Source organism: Kocuria sp. ZOR0020, from assembly GCF_000800955.1.
In the GTDB taxonomy this organism is placed as follows: domain Bacteria; phylum Actinomycetota; class Actinomycetes; order Actinomycetales; family Micrococcaceae; genus Kocuria; species Kocuria subflava.
The window spans coordinates 18,942-36,061 of sequence record NZ_JROX01000070.1 but is presented as its reverse complement, the minus strand read 5'-3'; the positions used below and the strand labels follow the sequence as shown (position 1 = coordinate 36,061).

The following is a 17,120-nucleotide window of genomic DNA, read 5'->3' as shown; positions in this document are numbered from 1 at the left end:
CCCCATCCTCCTGGGAGGTGGGGCGCCGTCGTCGTGCAAGGGGGTCCGTCAGATCACCTGAAACGCGGAAAGATCAGCTGTTCTGACCGGGGACCTGCAAGTTGTCTTCCAGGCACTGCTCGTAGGCGGCCTGGTTCTGGTCATCCATGTACTGGGACACGCACTGCTGCACCGCCGGGTCCTGGAACATCTGCCAGGCCACGCCGCCCACCAGAATCCAGAAGACCAGGGCGATGCCACTAAGAATCAGACCGATGATGTTGAGCACCAAACCCGTGATGCCCATGCCCCTGCGGGCGCCCGGCACCTTGCGCGCCTTGACCAGGGCAACGATGGCAAAGATCAGGCCCAGGACCGCCAGGAGCACCGTGAGGCCCAAGAAGAACAGGACAATGCTCAAGGTACCCAGGACAACGGCGGCAACGGCCAGACCGCGGCCGGGAGTGACGGGCGGGGCTGCGTAGGGCTGATCGTAGGGGTTCTGGTTCGACCCACCCTGGGCGGTGTAGAAGTCCTGACCGCCGTTCTGGTTGTAGGAGCCCTGCCCGTAGGGGTTTGGGTTGTACGGCTGCGCCGCCTGCTGGTTCTGGCCGTAGTTGTTCTGGCCGTACTGGTTCTGTCCCTGCTGGCCCGGGCCGTAGTTGTTCTGGCCGGAGTTGTTTTGGCCGGAGTTCCAGGGCTGCTGCTGACCGTCCTGGGCGGGCTGGCCGTTGCCCTGCCCCTCCGGGACCCGCACACCGTATCGGGGCGGCTCAGAGGTGGGGTCGTACACGTTGCCCTTGGGGCCGCCATCGCGAACCGGCTGTTGTCCGCCCACGTTGGGATCGGCCCCCTGCCCGCCCTGATCCGATGACCACGGCGCGTTGGGATCGTTGGTGTTCTGGGGACGTTCGTAGCTCACCTGGTGGGCCCTCCCGGACTCGTCGATTCTCAGTAACGGTGCAAGGTCGCACAGCGCTAGCAGGTTTCTGCTCCCATGGTCCCACAGCACGCTGACACGTTGGCCCGGCAAGGCCCAGCGAACTTCACGACGTTCACAGCAAGCGTTCTCACAGCTGATACCGGGCCGCGACTCACTCCAACGGTGGTTCAATCATCATGTGAGCGCATCAACACGATTTCGGTCCGGTACCGAACGCCTCCTCCGAGACGCTCTGACCAGTGACATTGCCTTGGGCTACGCAGCCGTGGTTCTGGGAGTTTTTGTTTTCATCCGGGTTTACGACGGCGGCGCGCTGCGCGACTCCGTGATTGCCGCTGCCAGCACCAATCTGGACAATCTGCAGGCAGACACGTTCACGGTGCTGCTCTGCAGCGCCTTTGTGGTGGAGAAAGCCACCGGGTTGTTGCTCTTGCCTGTTCTGGTGATCGCCTTTGCCGTGGCCCAGCACAGACTGGGGCGACTCCCCTTGTTGGTGACCATCACGGTGGGTCACCTGCTGGCCACACTCTTTGTGGCCCGCTGCTGGTTCACGGCATCACTGAGGGCTTCCTGCCGCAGTCGATCGTCCACGTGACGAACGTGGGATTCAGTTACGGACTGGCAGCCGTCACTGGTTTGTTGGCCTGCACCATCGCCGGTAGATGGCGCCGTGTGGGCTATGTGCTGCTGGTGATTGTGGCGTGGTCCTGGGTGATCATCCTGGGGCCGGTGCTGCACTTGCACTTGTTCCGACCCTCATTCACGGATGCGGGTCACGCGATAGCACTGTTCACCGGCCTGGCGCTGTCCACGCTGCCGGGATCCCTGACGTCAACAAAACAGCCCCCCGTGTCAACACGGAGGGCTCGCCAGTGAAAACGGCGCTCCTGCCAGTGAGCAGAAGCGCCGTTCCTTGTCAGAGACGTGGAGATGGGGGGAATTGAACCCCCGTCCGGTGCAGTGTCATCAAGACTTCTCCGGGTGCAGTGTGCGTGTGATTTTCTCAGCCCTGGCCATCATGCACACAAGTGACCAACGGGCTCAGTCGCGTGAAAGTCCCACAGCAGCCCGCGACGAACTACTGCAGCAGTGGCCCTCTAGCTGATGCTAGACACCGGGGCGAAGGCGAACCCGGGCTAACAGACTGCTGTCGCTGCTATCAGGCAGCGAGAGCGAAGTCAGTGCGCTTGGAATTGGCACTTATTGGTTTGCACAGAACGTTTACGAGATGACTGCGCATTCTCGACCCGCTTCTCTCGATTCAACTCACACCGTCGAAACCGATCATCCCCATATTCGGTTGTGAACCAACCACCGAAACCACCCATCCTGCGGGCGAATCAGACGTTCAAGGATAGCCCCTGAAACCCTACGCGAACAAGGGGTCGATGAGACCCGTCGAGGATGCCCGCGTTGGGTTGTGAGCCACCTCATCTCGATGTGCTCGCCTAAACACGTGGTGAGTAGGCGGTGATGGCCGAGCGCCTTGCTGTGCCGACATGGCGGCCATCCGCACCATATGATCTGCTAGCGGGTGGCCGGGCTCAACTGCTTCGCGCCGTCGCCCCTTCGGCGCCACCGGCAGCAATCACCACATCCAGCCTCGTCGAGGCGAAGGCGATCCCGCCGAGGCAGAGCACGAGCGCCGCCACCGCAATCGGGCCAAACCCGAAACTGCCCGAGAACCCCATGCCGATGCCGCCGGCGAGCACCATCACCAACGACGCCAGTGTCGAGAACAGGGTGAAGTCCGTCCCAGCAGACTCGGGCCGTGTCAGGTCCATCGAGATCGTGTACACCACGGCCGTCGCCGCGGCGACGCCAGCGTTGACCAGCGCTACCACAATGATGGCGAACCAAACCTGAGTCACTCCTAACGCCAGCGCGATCACTCCGAGGCAACCCATGGCCTGCACCACACCCAGGCCCAAGAATGCCCGCCGTCGACCCAGCGACTTGATCAGCGCCCCGGCTACCAGACCGAAGACCACCCCGAAGATGCTGCCCACGATGACCACGATCATGCCGATCCGTGACTCGCTCCAACCTTCGTCGACGAATATCGGACGGACGACGCCCTAGGACATGGCTACGCCGGCGAAGTACAGCGGCAGCACGACCAGCGTCCACAGGCGGGTCACCGGGCGGGCGAAAAACGTGCGCAGCGCCCCGAGCGTCGCATACGGGATCGGCTGAGCAGCCGTTGAACGTTTATCGTTCCAGGCCAGCACGAAGGGCAGCGGAACCGCCGACCAGGCAGCAGGGAACAGCGCTGCCGCCTGCCAACCCGCCACGTCGTAGATGACCAGGACCAAACCGCCGTCGATTACCTGGGCAATCTAGCTGCCTGCGGCCTGTATTCCGTTACCGAGGCCACGCTCGGTCGGCGGAAGCAGTCTGGTGGCGGTCGCATCGGCGGCGATGTCCTGGGTGCCGGCCACTATGAAGAGCACGGCGAATAGACAGAGCAGCTGCGCGAAATCTTCAGCTGGGTCGAAGACAGACAGGCTCCCGCAGCCGAGAACAAGGACCGCCTGGCTACCCAGCAGCCAACCGCGATAGTGTCCAAGCCGCCGTGATCCGAACCGGTCCACTACGGGCGCCCAGAGGAATTTCAGGACCAGGAGAGTCGCCAGCCCGCTCGCGGCGCCGATCGTGGCGAGCGGCACCCCCTCTGTCTGCGCAATCGTCAGAAACGCATACGTGAACATGCCGAGGCTGAGGTTCTGTGTGCAGTAAAGCGCCGCAAGAAGCCCCAGCCGGAAGCTGCGGCTCATGCCGATTGGGCGCGCGCTCACGCGGATGCCCCAGCAAGGCGGCGGTAGATCGGACTCGTCTCAGCAAGCTCTGCGTGGGTGCCCATTCCATTCACCTCGCCGTGATCCATCACCAGTATCTGGTCGGCCGTCTCGATGGTGTTGAGCCTGTGCGCGATGACCAGCACGGTTCGGTTGGCAACCAACCTGCTGAGCGCCGCCTGGATACGTCGTTCGGTCGCGGGATCAACGGAGGCGACAGCCTCGTCCAGCAGCAGCACCGGCGCGTCCTTGAGCAGCGCCCGTGCGATCGACAACCGCTGACGCTGTCCACCGGAAATGTTGGTGCCACCCTCGGTGAGGTACGTGTCGAGGCCCTGCGGGAGGCGGTCGACGAACTCCGCGGCCTCCGCCGCTACCAGCGCCGCACGGATGTCCTCGTTCGGAGCCCCGGGGTTGCCCACCGTCAGGTTTGCGCGGATCGTGTCCGGGAAGAGGTACACATCCTGGTACACAGTGGTCACCAGATCACGTCTGAAGTCCGGCGCGATCCGGCGCAGGTCCTCTCCACCCAGGGTGATCAGGCCCGAATCGGGATCCCAAAATCGTGCCACCAAATTCGCCACCGTGGACTTGCCTGCTCCCGACGGACCCACCAAGGCGGTGACTGAGCCCGGTTCGGCCTCGAAGCTGACGCCGCGCAGCACAGCCTCGTCGTCGTAGGAGAACCAGACATCACACAAACCTACCTTGGAGTCCTCCGGTGTCCGCGGGTCCGTGGGTTCCGGCAGCTCCTCGATATCCCAGACCTCGCCGAGCGCAGTCGCGATATGCTCCTGCTGGTGCCGATAAGCCGACAGCTCCACAAGCTCGGCGAAGGGCCGATAAAGGTTAAGTGCGACCACCAGAAACAGGAGCAGAGTGGTGGCGGAGAGCGCCTGGTTCTGGAACAGGGCAGTGCCCAGCCATAGCAGCAGCACGAACCCAGCTTCCAGGATCACCGTCGCCACCGCGGTCATCGGGCCGGTGCGGACAGCCATTCGCACGCTGGCCTCGCGAAGCTCCTCGGTACGCTTTTTGTACTCCACAGCCTGCGGGGCGTCAGGGAAGGCCCGCAACACGGCCACCCCCTGGCAGTACTCGAGCAGTGCGCGGTTGGCTTCTCGCCCGGCATCAGAAACGGTCGAGGAGATACTGGCATGTGCACGATCGCTCATTCGCAGTACGATCAGAAATACTGGCACACCGCACAGCGCCGCCGCGGTCGGCTTCCAATCGAGAGTGAGCAGCGCGATGGCGACGACGATCGGCTGCACACAAGCAATGATGAGCTTGGCAGGCATGTTGATGAAATCCACAAGCGCTAGGTGTATCCGGCCAGGACGTTGGTAGCGGCGAGCCTAGTTGAACAAACGAGAACCTCCGGGTGGGATGTGGCTTGTCTAAGGCCTACTCCAACCCGGAGGTTCTCGTGTCCCACGGTAGTGCACGGTTGACTGTTCACGGTCGCCGACTCATCGTTCAACGTCATCAGGCCGGTTGGCCCCAAGCTCATATCGCCGCCGCGATGGGTGTCTCTCGAAAGTGCGTCAAAACGTGGATCGACCGCTATTGCGCGGAAGGCGATGCCGGTCTCGTGACAAGGTCCTCGCGCCCGCACAACGTGCCTACGAGGACCAGCGCTGAGGCGGAACCGCGGGTTCTCGCGGCTCGGGCAACAGATCGAAGCGGTCCCGATGTGCTTGGACCGAGAGTCGGCGTGCCCGCACGGACGGTGTCGCGGATTCTGCGTCGCCACAACGTGCCTTACCTTCGCGAGTGCGACCCGATCACCGGTGAGGTGATCCGTTCCTCGAAGCAAACCGCCGTGCGCTACGAACGCAACCGTCCCGGTGAGCTGGTGCATATGGACGTGAAGAAGCTCGGCCGGATCCCAGACGGCGGCGGCTGGCGTGCTCACGGCCGCGCCAGCAGCTCGATCCAGCGTGAGCGCAATACGAAGGTCGGCTACGACTATGTCCACTCCCTGGTTGATGATCACTCCAGGCTCGCCTACAGCGAGGTGCTCACCAACGAGAAGGGGTCGACATGCGCAGCATTTCTTGAACGTGCGATCGCCTACTTCGCCGCGCACGGCATCACCCACATCGAACGGTTGATGACCGACAACGCGTGGGCTTACCGATGGTCGCTACGCACCGTGTGCTCCGAGCACGGCATCCGTCAGAAGTTCATCAAACCTCACTGCCCTTGGCAGAACGGCAAAGTCGAACGACTGAACCGGACCCTGGCAACGGAGTGGGCCTACCGTCGAGCCTTCACCAGCAACCTTGAGCGAGCCGCTGCCCTTGCGCCATGGCTCGAGTTCTACAACACTGAACGACGCCACAGCGCACTCGAAGGACACCCGCCGATCAGCCGACTGCAACCAACCTGATGGCCGGGTACACCTAGATGGGTAAAGAACCGGCCGCTCCGCCGCCCGTGCGGCGATAGATCCTTGTGCCCACCCACATCAGTGGGAGGGCAAGGGTAAATGTCACACCGTGATACCACGTGAAGGATCCTGCAAAACGAAAGAAGTCCAGTCCGGCGATCACGACGTGGACCAGCAACGTGACCAAGATTCCCGTCTCCAAACGTGTTGTGGCCGCGCGTCGCTGCCTCTCTCCTTCCAGCAGAGGCGTAGCCAGGGGGGCCTCCCTGGACCAGGCCAGCGTGTCCCGGGCACACTCGACCGCTTGTGTTCGCTCATCAACACGGAGGTCGGGGCGTGCCCAGATCACCACCACCAGCATGAGCTGAAGCACCAGAAGCGCAATCAACCATGGCTCCAAGCCGGAGGCGGCGAAGCCCGATGATTCGCCAGGCTCGATCAATCTGGCCCTGACTCCCACGCTGACGCCGTTAAGTGCAACCACGGCGTAGAGACAGATCGTGAACAACAGGGACATCGCCCAGAGGCGCCCGCCAGCCCCCAACACCAACGCGGTGTACGTACTCCGGAGGCTCCGAGAGGGCCGCAGCGGGGCCGGAGCATCGTCGGCGTCAGGCAGCGGATCACGCGGCGCGCAATCCCCACCCGGGGGTATCGAGGAGTCTGGTGTGAGTGCACCTGCCCCAGTGCTACTGCGACGGTCTTGTTTGTTCCGGCGAAAAGCGGCTGCCCGAATCGGAGAACCACCGCCATGCCCGATCAGTGCGGTGGCGGGAGAGAACAAGATCCAGATCGCCATGACAAGCACGAACGCTGTCGGCACGGCCCAGGCGAGGGTCGTGTGGAACACCTTCGTGTACCCAAGGTTGAACAGAACAGGTGACCAGACCAGTGCCCCGAGACATCCCAGGATCCCGGTCACCCGTACCACCGCATTGAGAGGATGGACCGTGAGAAAACCACTCGCTGCGGTCAAGTACCGCGACCAGCGCGGAACCTCGGCCACCACCAACATCAGGCAGATTCCACGGTAGAGGTACCAGGCGGGGTTTTGCACGAAGTCCGCCAGGTACCAGTACTCATCCCGGATAAATCGACTGATCAGCTCGCACCAGATCCCGGCCGTGGCCAGACTCACGGCAAGACCGAGCGCGATCCCCACCCCGGTACCCGCCAATGAGACGGAACTGGACCTGGACGGCGACCGGGCCTGTGACCGGCGAAAGTCCCGGTGCCTGTGGTGACGGGGACGGACCATTAGCGCATGTTCCGGTAGCGCATGGCCCGCTGGGCCTCCCTGTTGTCCTGGGCTTCGCGCAACGCCTGGCGCTTGTCGTACTCGCGCTTACCGCGGGCCACCGCGATCTCACACTTCACGCGCTTACCGTCCAGGAAGTACAGGCTCAGCGGGACAATGGTGAAACCCGCTTCCCGGGTCTTCTGCTCGATCCGGTCCAGTTCCGTGCGGTGCAGCAGCAATTTACGACGTCGTTTGGCCGAGTGGTTGGTCCAGGAGCCCTGGAGGTACTCGGGAATGTGGACGTTCTCCAACCACAGTTCCCCCCGGCGGTCAAAACCGCAGTATCCATCCACCAGGGAAGCCCGCCCCATGCGCAGGGACTTGACCTCAGTGCCCATCAGGGCAAGACCGGCTTCGAACGTGTCCAGGACCTCGTAGTCGTGCCGCGCTTTTTTGTTGTTGGCCACGATCTTGCGGCCGTCGTCGTTCTGCTTCTTTGCCATTCTCCAGGCCTTCTCGACCCGCGCCGGCAGCGCGGGCTCAGTCGTTTGAGCTGTTGTTCAAGGCTCCCGCACGCCACCGGATGCCGGCGTCCACAAAGGCGTCGATGGCGCCGTCGAACACGGACTGGGGGTTGCCTTCTTCGTGATTGGTGCGCAGGTCCTTGACCATCTGGTAGGGGTTCAGCACGTAGGAGCGCATCTGGTCACCCCAGGAGGCCTTGACGTCCCCGGCAAGTTCCTTCTTCTTGGCCTCTTCCTCCTGCTTGCGCAGCAGCAACAGACGGGACTGCAGCACACGCAGGGCAGCAGCACGGTTCTGGATCTGGGACTTCTCGTTCTGCATGGAGACCACAATTCCGGAGGGGATGTGGGTCATGCGCACTGCGGAGTCGGTGGTGTTCACGGACTGGCCACCGGGCCCGGAGGAGCGGAAGACGTCAATCTTCAACTCTGATTCGGGGATGTCCACGGTGTCGTCGGACTCGATCAACGGGATGACTTCCACGGCTGCAAAGGAGGTCTGCCGCCGGCCCTGGTTGTCGAACGGGGAAATGCGCACCAAACGGTGTGTCCCGGCCTCCACGGACAGGGTGCCGAAAGCATAGGGGGCCTTGACCTCAAAGGTCGCGGACTTCAGCCCGGCTTCTTCCGCGTAGGACGTGTCCAGTACCTTGGTGTTGTAGCCGTGGCGCTCAGCCCAGCGCAGGTACATGCGCATCAGGATCTCCGCGAAATCTGCGGCATCCACGCCACCGGCCCCGGAGCGGATGGTGACCACGGCGTCGCGTTCGTCGTACTCACCGGAGAGCAGCGTGGTGATTTCCAGCTCGGCCAGGGCTTCCTTGACGGACTCCAACTCCTCCCCTGCCATCTCCAGGGTGTCGGCGTCGTCCTCTTCCTCGGCCAGTTGGACCATGACCTCAATGTCCTCGATCCGCGTGGACAGTTCATTGAGGCGCTTGAGCTCAGCCTGCTTGTGGGAGAGCTTGGAAGTCACCTTCTGGGCAGCTTCGGGATCGTCCCAGAGGTCCGGGGCGGCGGCTTGCTCGTTGAGTTCAGCGACGTCCGTGCGCAGCTGATCGATGTCGGAGACCTCCGCGATCGAATCGTAGGTCGCGCGCAGGTCACGGATTTCCGCGGGAAAGTCGATGGAGGCCATAGCTGTACAGCTTAGTTCATGACCGCAAACTGACGACGACGCCGCCCACCCTGAGCAGGCCCCAACCCTCACGCCACTCGGGTATCAGTCCCTGATGGGCGAGTGGCGTGAAGGTTCGGCGCGGCTGAGGTTCATCAGAACCCGCCGTTTAGGGGATGCGCCCCCGGCGTGCGACGTGATGGGCTGAAGGCACTGCTCTGCCCACCTCTCACCGGATGAATAGGACCGTATTGTGGGACTACCCGAACGACTCGTTGCCCTGCGCAGGTTCAAACTTGCCCGCCTGGCCGTGATGCCCCTGAACCTCTCCGTCCCCGCCGGTGTGCGGGTGGGATCGGACCTGACACTGGTGCACTACGGCTTCGGCACGGTGATCTATCCGGAGGTGACCATTGGGGACCGCGTGCGGATTTACCACCAGGTCACCATTGGCCGGAAAGACGCTCATGTTCCCCGCGACCAGTCACCTTTCGAGCACGTGAAAATCGGCGACGACGTCGTGCTGTTCCCCGGCTGCAAAGTCCTGGGTGGCGCAGGAGTCACCCGGGTCGGAAGCGCCACCATTGTTGGCGCCAATGCCGTGCTGTTGAACTCGACCGGCGAGAACGAGATCTGGGCCGGCAACCCCGCCCGCCTGGTGGGTCACCGCACAAACCGGTGACCCACCAGCGCCGAACCCTCACGCCACTCGGGTATCAGGCCCTGATGGGCGAGTGGCCTGAGGGTTCGCGCGGCGTCAGCCCTCCCGGAGCTGGGTTGACCACTGGTCCGCGAGCGCGCGGGTGCCCTGGGCCATGAGCGTGACGTCGGAGGTCACAGCAAGGAAGTCGAATCCGTCGTCCACGTACTGCTGGGCTTGGGTGGAGTCGAATGCATTGACGCATATCTTGGTGCCGGTGGGATGCACCTCCCGGTACACGTGGGCCACGGCCTCCAGAAGATCCGGGTGAGTTTGCTGCCCGATCAACCCCATGGACGCGGCACGGTCAGAGGGCCCCACGAACACTGCGTCCACACCCTCCACGGCTGCGATGTCAGCAGCATGTTCGACGGCGGTGGCGGACTCAATCTGTACGGTCAAGCTGACCAGCTCGTGGGCACGGTGTAGGTAGTCGGGAACCCCGTTCCACCGGGCCGAGCGTGCCAGGGCACTACCGATCCCGCGCCCTCCACGCGGGGGATAGAACATGGCTGCCGCCGCCTGCTCCGCCAGTTCGGGGGTGTCCACCATGGAAACCATGATGTTCTGGGCACCCGCATCCAAGACCTGTTTAATCAGCACGGTGTCCACGGACGGTACCCGCACCACGGCCGTGGCAGGATAGGCCGCTGCCGCTCGCAACAACGAGGCCGTGGTTTCCAGTCCGATCGGTGAGTGTTCGCCATCGATCAGCAGCCAGTCCATCCCGGAACCAGCCGCGATCTCCGCAGCCACGGGCGAGCCGGAGCACACCCAGGAACCCACCAAGGGGCGCTGAGCACGTGCCAGGCGATCGGCGAACGTGGGAGGGAGTTCTAAACGAACCGGCATGTGATGGACCCCAGCTCTCTGTAATCGGCGTGCACGGTGTCCCCGGGGTCAACCCACATGGGTCGGGTGAAGAAGCCGGCCAGGATGATCTCCCCCGCCTTGAGGTGATCCCCGTGGGCAGCCAGCTTGTTGGCCAACCACACCACACCGGCGGCCGGGTGGTTCAGCACTGCGGCAGCCACCCCGGATGCCTCGATGGTCTGGTTGCGGTACAACAAGGCCGAGACCCACCGCAGATCAAGGGCATCAACAGCCACCGGCCGGCCACCCAGCACCATGGCACCCAGAGCCGCATTGTCAGCGATGGTGTTCACGATGGTCCGCCCCTTCATCTCAATCCGGGAGGAGACCACCTCCAGCGCCGGCACCACGTGCTCAGTGGCCTTGAGGACGTCAAAGACCGTCACGTCTGGGCCTTTGAGGTCCTGACTCAGCACAAAGGCCAGCGCCACCTCGATTCGCACGTTCTGATGGTGCTGGTCTCAAGCATGTGCGCTCCTGGTGTGACGACGACGCCGGTGGCCGCGGCGCCGTCGTCGTGAAAGATCCGGACGGTGACCGGTGAGTCTCAGAGCTGGTGACCCAGCTTGTACTCCCCCTGTTTCCACTCGGGCATGGAGTCCTGCCCCTCCTCGGGGCGGGTGTAGGAGGAACCATCGGCGCCGATGGTCACCTCCATCTCCGAGTCATCGGTGCGGGAGACCAACGGAAACGGATTGCCGTCCAGCTTAAGGACGGTGGAGGCCTCCGTGTACCAGGACGGAACCACGGGGTTGCCCCACCAGTCCCGGCGCTGGTTGTCACGAACGTCCCAGGTCACCACGGGGTTGTCCGGATCCCAGGTGTAGTAGTCCTGAGTGTAGATCTCCACACGGTGTCCGTCAGGATCACGCAGGTCGAGATAAAAAGGCTCTTCATGAACGAGGGTGTAGTCGAGGTCTGAAACCGCCGGCTTCGAGCAGACTCCTGTCGATGTAGTGCCTCAGGTTCCGGAACCCAAGCGCGATCCCGCGCAGATGCTCGAGTCGGCCATTGATCGCCTCCGTCGGGCCGTTGCTGGTCCCGGGCCGATCGAAATAGCCGAGGACGTCAGCGGCTCGTTGCTTGAGCGTACGAGCGAGCTTGCGGACCTCGACCAGCTGCACGGGCACCCCCGCGGAAATCCGGTCGATCGTGTGCTGCAGGAAGAACCTCCCCAGCCCGCGGTCCGTCTCCCGATACGCGGTGATCATGTCCTGATACACACCCCAGGTCGCTTCAACCTCGACATGGCGCTGGTCGGCGAACACCTCCTCGAGTCGCGCATGCTGCTTCTCGGTGAGAAGACCCGCTCCTGTCAGCAGAGTCCGGCGGACCCGGTAGAGCGGATCACCAGTCCTACCCCGACGACCGAACACATCGCGCTGAACACGGCGCCGACAGTTCTCCAGCGCGTCCCCGGTAAGCCGGATCACATGGAATGGATCCATGATCGGAGCAGCGTCGGGAAGCTCTTCGGCGGCGGCGGTCTTGAACCCAGTGAATCCGTCCATCGCAACGACCTCGATCCCGTTCTGCCACTGCTGCGGGCGTGCAGCCAGCCACCGCTTGAAGACTGCTTTGGAGCGGCCTTCGACCATGTCCAGCAGCCGGGCAGGTCCGGCCTTCTCACGCACCGGGGTCAGATCGATGATCACGGTCACGTACTTGTCGCCACGCTTCGTGTGGCGCCACACGTGCTCGTCGACACCGATCGTGGTGACACCGTCGAAGCGGTGGGGGTCATCGATCAGTTGTCGTGTGCCTTCAGCGAGGATCGCGTCGTTCGCGGCCAACCATGACACGGCCAATCCTGCCGCGACGCGGGAGATGGACAGATGGTCCACCACGAGTCCTTCCAGTCCCCATCGCAGACCGCCGCGGGAGATCTTCGCCCGCGGCGGCGCCGCTGCGGGAGATCTTCGCCCGCGGCGGCGCCGCTGCGGTCGTGTCCTGGCGCCACACCCGGCCGCATCCTGAGCACTTGTAACGACGCACGCGGATCAGCAGCGTCGTGGGTCGGTGTCCGAAGGGTTCGTGCGCGAGCCTGCGCACCACCGTGTCCCGTGGCGTCCCCTCACATCCGCAGTGCTGGCACCACTGGTCTGGTTCAACGACTCGGCATTGGAGCATCGCTCGGTCGGGTTCCAGGTGTTGTCCGACGGCTTGGAGACCGAGCTCGTCGAGGCGGCAGAACGTGGTCAGGCAGGGCGCATCAAAAGTAGGGTGGGACATGTCGAGGTCTTCCGGATGGGCAGTGTAGGAACTTCCATCTTCAGGGAGACCTCGACTCCTACACGGACAGCGACGCGCTCAACGGACTACACCCTCGTTCGAGAAGAGCCCTTTTGCCATCACCTCCGCCGTTTACGGCATGGACATCGGCGCGGTGATAGCTGTGACCCTGATGCTCAACTGCCCCATTGCTGCAACTGTGGGCGGGGTCATTCCCCTGGTGGCACGCGCTTGCAAGGTGGATCCGGCGGTGTTCTCCACACCGTTCATCTCCACGTTCTGTGACGCCACCGGCTTGTTGGTGTACTTCTCGGTGGCCATTGCGCTGCTGGGACTTTAGGTCTGTGCACCCACACTGCCCCGCTCTCCAGCCGGGGAACGGCGTTTGAACATGGGCTGGTCGGGCATGAGGGCGAGCTTGATGACAAAGGTCAGATACAACGCCATGGGCACGATCTCACCTGCGGTCTCAGTCAATGCCAGCAGACGGATCACAAATCGGGGAACATCCCAATAAATCATGATGATGAGCATGTCCACGCCCACCGCAAAGACCGCAAGCAGCGCCAGGAGGCCCAGCAGAGTCCACGACTGGCGCCTGGTCCACTTGTTGGCCCGCAGGTGGCCGATGACCAGTGGAATCAACAGGACCGTGCCGATCGCAGCCCACACGATCAATTCGCCGAAGTCCACGTCCCGGAGTCGAAAGGCCGGCTGCAGTTCCCAAGCCACAGCCAGGTATTCGCCGCCTTTCTCGTGAATCTGGAAGAGATCATCAATCACAATCACGATCGACACCAAAGCCCAGGCCGCGAACACCGAGGCCCGATGAACCACCGACAACACCAGCAGCACGACACCGGCGGCCAGCATCAGAATGTGACCCCAGACTTCAATGTGCGAGCCATCAAAGTCACCTTCCCACGCAATCGGCGCAAAGACGCCCATGACCCCGTCCTCGGAGCCACCTCCGAGGTTGTGCATGACATTGCCCGCCAACAGCAGGGCTGTGATCAGCAGCAACACCACCAACGTGGTCCACACCTGGATGCGAGCACTCAAGGCAGCAGGTGCCTGGCTACCGCGACGTGAGCCGATGGAATCCGATGCTTTTGCCTGCCGTACTGAATCCTGCCCTTGACCGGTCACTTGTTCTCCCTGCTGCCACCCGTTCCCGCGGAACGGCGCATGAAATCTGACTGGTGGGCCATGCTAGGTGGCTCATGTGAGAGCGGCTTTCACATTCGCCAGAGCAATGCCTCGGCTCCCAGGTCAACGCCCATGGTGGAGCGGATGGTGCGCAGGTGGTCACGCATGTGCTGGGCTGCCAGGTCCCCGCGACCTTCGGCGATGGCGCGGTAGATCGCCACGTGCTCCTCCAGCTCCCGGGGATTGCCCAGGTGGTCACGCAACTGGGGGATGATGTGGTGCGCGCGGACCATTTCCTCATGGCAGCGCTGCAACGTGGTCACCAATCGGGTGCTGCGCGCGGAATGTGCGATCTCCAGGTGAAAGGACCGTGCCCGTTGCGTCCGGGCGATGGGGTTGTTCTGGCCTCCTGATTCCTGACGATCGATGCACTGCCGCAGCCGGTGGATGGTTTCCGCATCCGCAAACCGCGCGCACTCTGCAGCCGCGTGCGGCTCCAACAACATCCGCAAGTCCAAAACTTCCGTGAGGTCTTGCTGAGTCATGGCCCGCACCAGATAACCCTTCTTGGGCAACACGGTGACCAGACCTTCGGCCGTGAGCTGCCGCAGCGCTTCCCGCACCGGAGTCTTGGAGCTTTCAAAACGGGTGGCCAGATCGGACTCGATCACCACCTCACCCGGGGCGAGTTCACCCGTGAGGATCATGGATCTGAGCTGGTCACTGACGGTGGAGCTCAAGGACATCTTTTTCTTGGGGCCGGCCACTTGTGAACTGTATCACTCGCTGTTAGAAATATATTTCATAAATGAGCCTCCAGCCTCCCCAGCTGTCACGCACAACTCGAACACACCGAGCCACCACGGCCCGTCGACTGCCTCGAGCCACCCGGACAAGATGACCCCCAGCGCACGGCGCGCCCTGTTTGCCGCTGTGACCGGCACCTTGATCGAGTGGTAGGACTACGCGCTGTACGGTGCTGCCGCCGGTCTGCTGACCTCATTCGTCTTGGCCACTCCCCCGGCGGGCGTTGTGCTGGCCACGGGCGCGTTTCTGCTGGTCTCCAGCCTGGGCCACGACGCCCTGCTGGGTTGGGCATGGCGCATCCCGTTCCTGGCCTCCGCCATTCTGTTCCTGCTGGCGCTGTTCATCCGCCGTCATTTGGAGGAGACTCCGGAATACGTGGAGGCCCTGGCCCGGGTGGAGTCCCAGAACCAACGTCAGGCCGTCCCTGCCCTTCAGCTGTTCCGGCGCCACGGCAAGGCCTTGGTGATCGGCTTCTTCTCCGTGACCGGACACAATGCCCTGAACTACGCCATGGCGGTCATTGCCCTGTCCCTGATGACTTCCGATGCCGTGGGTCTGGAACGCAGCGCTGCCTTGGGAGCCGTGACAATCGGTACCGTCTTTGGGATCATCGGCACCCCGATCGGCGGATTGGCCGCCGATCGGTTCGGCCCCGCCAAGGTCTTTGCCACCGGCAGCGCCCTGGGTGCGGTCTACGCCTTGCCACTCTTCAGCGCCTTGAGCAGCGGCAGCTCCCTGATGGCCGGTGCCGCCATTGCCGGTGGCTACGGCCTGGTGATTGCCATGACCTCCGGCAGCCAGGGCGCCTTCCTAGCCCACTTGTTCCCGGCCCGCGAGCGCTACAGCGGCATCGCCATCACACGTGAGATCAACGGTGCCGTGATGGCGGGTCTGACCCCCTTGGGCTTGGCGCTGGTCATCGAGTTGTTCGACGGCGCCGTGGTGGCTGCCGCCGTCGTCGTTTCCGTGTGTTGTGTCCTGTCCCTGCTGGCCATCCTGGCCTCACGCACACTGCGGGATCAGAGCATCCAAGGCACTGATGCAGCCGGCCAAACCACAGCCCGTGGGGAGGCCCAACGAAGTTGCAACGCAGGCTGCCTGCAGTCAACGAGTTGCGGCCGTTGCTGCAGTTGGACCGGATCTCTCGGGATCGTCGTGCCGCACGGCTGTCCAAAGCAGCGGACGTGGGCGATCTTCGCGCCATCGCCAGGCGCCGGACTCCCCGGCCGGACTTTGACTACGTGGACGGTGCCGCCCTGGCTGAGGTCACCGCCACCAGAACTCGCGCGGCTTTTCACGACGTCGAACTGGTGCCCCAGGTACTGAGCGGAACCCAGACCGTGGACACCTCGGACAGCATTGCGGGAGGCATCAGCACCCTGCCGTTCGGGATTGCACCCACCGGATTCACTCGGTTCATGCACTACGAAGGTGAGGATGCCGGGGCCGCTGCCGCTGCGGCCGCCGGGATCCCATTTACGCTCTCCACCATGGGCACCCGTTCCGTGGAGGAAGTCGCTGCGGTTTCCGGTACGGGGCAGCGGTGGTTTCAGCTCTACCTCTGGAAGGACCGCGAGCGCTCCCGTGAATTGCTGGAACGGGCCTGGGCCAACGGGTTCGACACCTTGCTGGTCACCGTGGACACCCCCGTTGCGGGCCTGCGGCTGCGCGATGCCCGAAACGGCATGAGCATCCCGCCGCGTCTGAACGCCAAGACCATTGCGGATGCAGCGATTCGCCCGGAATGGTGGTTCAACTTCCTCACCACTGACCCGCTGACCTTTGCCTCCCTGTCCAACTCCACGAGCTCATTGCCGGAGTTGATCAACAGCATGTTCGACCCCACCCTCAGCTGGGCGGATCTGGAGTGGATCCGTGGCCAGTGGCCGGGGCAGGTGTTCGTCAAGGGCGTCCTGAATCCCGACGACGCCGAACGGTGCGTGGCCACCGGAGCCAACGGCCTGGTGGTCTCCAGCCACGGAGGCCGCCAGCTGGACCGTTCCGTGGTGCCTCTGGAGATGCTGCCGGTCATCAGGGAAACTGTGGGTGACGGCACACAGATCGTCTAGGACTCCGGGATTCTCTCCGGCACGGACGTGGCGATTGCACTGTGCCTGGGCGCGGACTTCACCATGGTGGGCAGGGCCTACCTGTACGGGCTGATGGCAGGCGGGCAGGAGGGTGTGGAGAAACTCATTCAGATCCTGGCCAAGGAGCTGGAGGTGACCATGCACCTGTTGGGAGCCGCTGATCTCAGCCAACTCCACCCTGGCTTGATCCGCAACGTGGCACAGTTCACCGGGCGCTCCGCTGTCAGCTGACCGGCCACCGGGGTTCGGCAGAGTGCCGTCCTTTAGACTTTT

General features: G+C 63.4%; 17 protein-coding genes, 1 other RNA gene and 4 pseudogenes. 7 read left to right on the top strand and 15 right to left on the bottom strand.

The window, feature by feature from the left end; genetic code table 11:
• Positions 1-73 precede the first annotated feature (73 nt).
• Positions 74-901 carry a DUF4190 domain-containing protein gene (locus L979_RS04975; RefSeq protein ID WP_047689955.1) on the bottom strand — a complete coding sequence of 276 codons (828 nt, stop codon included), beginning with the start codon at positions 899-901 and terminating at the stop codon, positions 74-76.
• Between the two features lie 199 nt (positions 902-1,100).
• Here L979_RS04975 and L979_RS04970 point away from each other — a divergent pair, with 199 nt between their 5' ends.
• Both L979_RS04970 and L979_RS14470 read left to right on the top strand, forming a co-directional pair.
• Positions 1,101-1,517 carry a rhomboid-like protein gene (locus L979_RS04970; RefSeq protein WP_156125408.1) on the top strand — a complete coding sequence of 139 codons (417 nt, stop codon included), beginning with the start codon at positions 1,101-1,103 and terminating at the stop codon, positions 1,515-1,517.
• On the top strand, positions 1,514-1,798 hold the full coding sequence (locus L979_RS14470; RefSeq protein WP_052209516.1) for a rhomboid-like protein: 285 nt from the start codon (positions 1,514-1,516) through the stop codon (positions 1,796-1,798). The genes L979_RS04970 and L979_RS14470 overlap by 4 nt, the downstream gene beginning before the upstream one ends.
• Before the next feature lie 46 nt (positions 1,799-1,844).
• On the opposite strand, the gene ssrA is transcribed toward L979_RS14470, so the two are convergent.
• The 5 genes from ssrA to L979_RS04950 form a co-directional block, all read right to left on the bottom strand.
• Positions 1,845-2,214, bottom strand: a transfer-messenger RNA (tmRNA) gene (gene ssrA / locus L979_RS14985).
• Between the two features lie 252 nt (positions 2,215-2,466).
• Complete coding sequence (locus L979_RS04965) at positions 2,467-2,985, bottom strand: MFS transporter (protein ID WP_255349593.1); 519 nt, start codon at positions 2,983-2,985, stop codon at positions 2,467-2,469.
• A 15-nt stretch (positions 2,986-3,000) separates the two neighbouring features.
• Positions 3,001-3,237, bottom strand: coding sequence for a hypothetical protein (locus L979_RS04960; RefSeq protein WP_047689949.1), 237 nt, complete (start codon positions 3,235-3,237; stop codon positions 3,001-3,003).
• 24 nt (positions 3,238-3,261) lie between these two features.
• The gene (locus L979_RS04955) at positions 3,262-3,720 is read right to left on the bottom strand and encodes an MFS transporter (RefSeq protein ID WP_156125406.1); all 459 of its coding nucleotides are present in this window, start codon (positions 3,718-3,720) and stop codon (positions 3,262-3,264) included.
• Entirely contained in the window at positions 3,717-5,036 is a 1,320-nt protein-coding gene (locus tag L979_RS04950) for an ABC transporter ATP-binding protein (protein WP_052209515.1), read from the bottom strand. The genes L979_RS04955 and L979_RS04950 overlap by 4 nt, the downstream gene beginning before the upstream one ends.
• 113 nt (positions 5,037-5,149) lie before the next feature.
• Between L979_RS04950 and L979_RS04945 the strand changes: the two genes are divergently transcribed.
• Positions 5,150-6,115: an IS481 family transposase gene (locus L979_RS04945; protein ID WP_047689945.1), complete on the top strand. Its 966-nt coding sequence runs from the start codon at positions 5,150-5,152 to the stop codon at positions 6,113-6,115.
• 13 nt (positions 6,116-6,128) lie between these two features.
• Here L979_RS04945 and L979_RS15825 read toward each other — a convergent pair whose 3' ends face one another.
• From L979_RS15825 to prfB, 3 genes are all read right to left on the bottom strand, one after another.
• Positions 6,129-6,662, bottom strand: coding sequence for a hypothetical protein (locus tag L979_RS15825; RefSeq protein ID WP_156125404.1), 534 nt, complete (start codon positions 6,660-6,662; stop codon positions 6,129-6,131).
• A gap of 710 nt (positions 6,663-7,372) precedes the next feature.
• Entirely contained in the window at positions 7,373-7,858 is a 486-nt protein-coding gene (gene smpB / locus L979_RS04935; protein WP_047689940.1) for an SsrA-binding protein SmpB, read from the bottom strand.
• A gap of 37 nt (positions 7,859-7,895) precedes the next feature.
• Positions 7,896-9,017: a peptide chain release factor 2 gene (gene prfB / locus L979_RS04930; RefSeq protein WP_047689937.1), complete on the bottom strand. Its 1,122-nt coding sequence runs from the start codon at positions 9,015-9,017 to the stop codon at positions 7,896-7,898.
• A gap of 232 nt (positions 9,018-9,249) precedes the next feature.
• Here prfB and L979_RS04925 point away from each other — a divergent pair, with 232 nt between their 5' ends.
• Positions 9,250-9,678 carry a hypothetical protein gene (locus L979_RS04925; protein WP_052209514.1) on the top strand — a complete coding sequence of 143 codons (429 nt, stop codon included), beginning with the start codon at positions 9,250-9,252 and terminating at the stop codon, positions 9,676-9,678.
• Between the two features lie 75 nt (positions 9,679-9,753).
• On the opposite strand, the gene L979_RS04920 is transcribed toward L979_RS04925, so the two are convergent.
• The 4 genes and pseudogenes from L979_RS04920 to L979_RS04905 all read right to left on the bottom strand — a co-directional run bounded on the left by L979_RS04920 (position 9,754) and on the right by L979_RS04905 (position 12,801).
• The gene (locus L979_RS04920) at positions 9,754-10,548 is read right to left on the bottom strand and encodes an HpcH/HpaI aldolase/citrate lyase family protein (RefSeq protein ID WP_047689935.1); all 795 of its coding nucleotides are present in this window, start codon (positions 10,546-10,548) and stop codon (positions 9,754-9,756) included.
• Positions 10,533-11,009 (bottom strand): annotated as a pseudogene (locus L979_RS04915) (fumarylacetoacetate hydrolase family protein); the annotation flags it as partial. The pseudogene L979_RS04915 and the gene L979_RS04920, both read right to left, overlap by 16 nt.
• 107 nt (positions 11,010-11,116) lie before the next feature.
• Positions 11,117-11,455 (bottom strand): annotated as a pseudogene (locus L979_RS04910) (3,4-dihydroxyphenylacetate 2,3-dioxygenase); the annotation flags it as partial.
• A gap of 7 nt (positions 11,456-11,462) precedes the next feature.
• Positions 11,463-12,801, bottom strand: a pseudogene (locus L979_RS04905) (ISL3 family transposase).
• Between the two features lie 139 nt (positions 12,802-12,940).
• Here L979_RS04905 and L979_RS04900 point away from each other — a divergent pair.
• Positions 12,941-13,141, top strand: coding sequence for a magnesium transporter (locus L979_RS04900; protein ID WP_047689929.1), 201 nt, complete (start codon positions 12,941-12,943; stop codon positions 13,139-13,141).
• On the opposite strand, the gene L979_RS04895 is transcribed toward L979_RS04900, so the two are convergent.
• Both L979_RS04895 and L979_RS04890 read right to left on the bottom strand, forming a co-directional pair.
• Positions 13,138-13,950, bottom strand: coding sequence for a hypothetical protein (locus L979_RS04895; protein ID WP_047689927.1), 813 nt, complete (start codon positions 13,948-13,950; stop codon positions 13,138-13,140). The genes L979_RS04900 and L979_RS04895 overlap by 4 nt on opposite strands.
• 89 nt (positions 13,951-14,039) lie before the next feature.
• Positions 14,040-14,717: a GntR family transcriptional regulator gene (locus tag L979_RS04890; RefSeq protein WP_231559402.1), complete on the bottom strand. Its 678-nt coding sequence runs from the start codon at positions 14,715-14,717 to the stop codon at positions 14,040-14,042.
• Between the two features lie 241 nt (positions 14,718-14,958).
• Here L979_RS04890 and L979_RS17065 point away from each other — a divergent pair, with 241 nt between their 5' ends.
• Together L979_RS17065 and L979_RS04880 are read left to right on the top strand one after the other, a co-directional pair.
• Positions 14,959-16,083: an MFS transporter gene (locus L979_RS17065; protein ID WP_369792970.1), complete on the top strand. Its 1,125-nt coding sequence runs from the start codon at positions 14,959-14,961 to the stop codon at positions 16,081-16,083.
• Positions 15,999-17,078: pseudogene (locus L979_RS04880) on the top strand (alpha-hydroxy acid oxidase). Before L979_RS17065 ends, L979_RS04880 begins: the two are co-directional and overlap by 85 nt.
• Positions 17,079-17,120 lie beyond the last annotated feature (42 nt).

What these genes read in the sequence shown, in the direction of transcription:
- L979_RS04920 (WP_047689935.1), bottom strand. Translation starts at nt 10,548, where the DNA reads ATGCCGGTTCGTTTAGAACTCCCTCCCACGTTCGCCGATCGCCTGGCA.
- smpB (WP_047689940.1), bottom strand. Translation starts at nt 7,858, where the DNA reads ATGGCAAAGAAGCAGAACGACGACGGCCGCAAGATCGTGGCCAACAAC.
- L979_RS04900 (WP_047689929.1), top strand. Translation starts at nt 12,941, where the DNA reads ATGGACATCGGCGCGGTGATAGCTGTGACCCTGATGCTCAACTGCCCC.
- prfB (WP_047689937.1), bottom strand. Translation starts at nt 9,017, where the DNA reads ATGGCCTCCATCGACTTTCCCGCGGAAATCCGTGACCTGCGCGCGACC.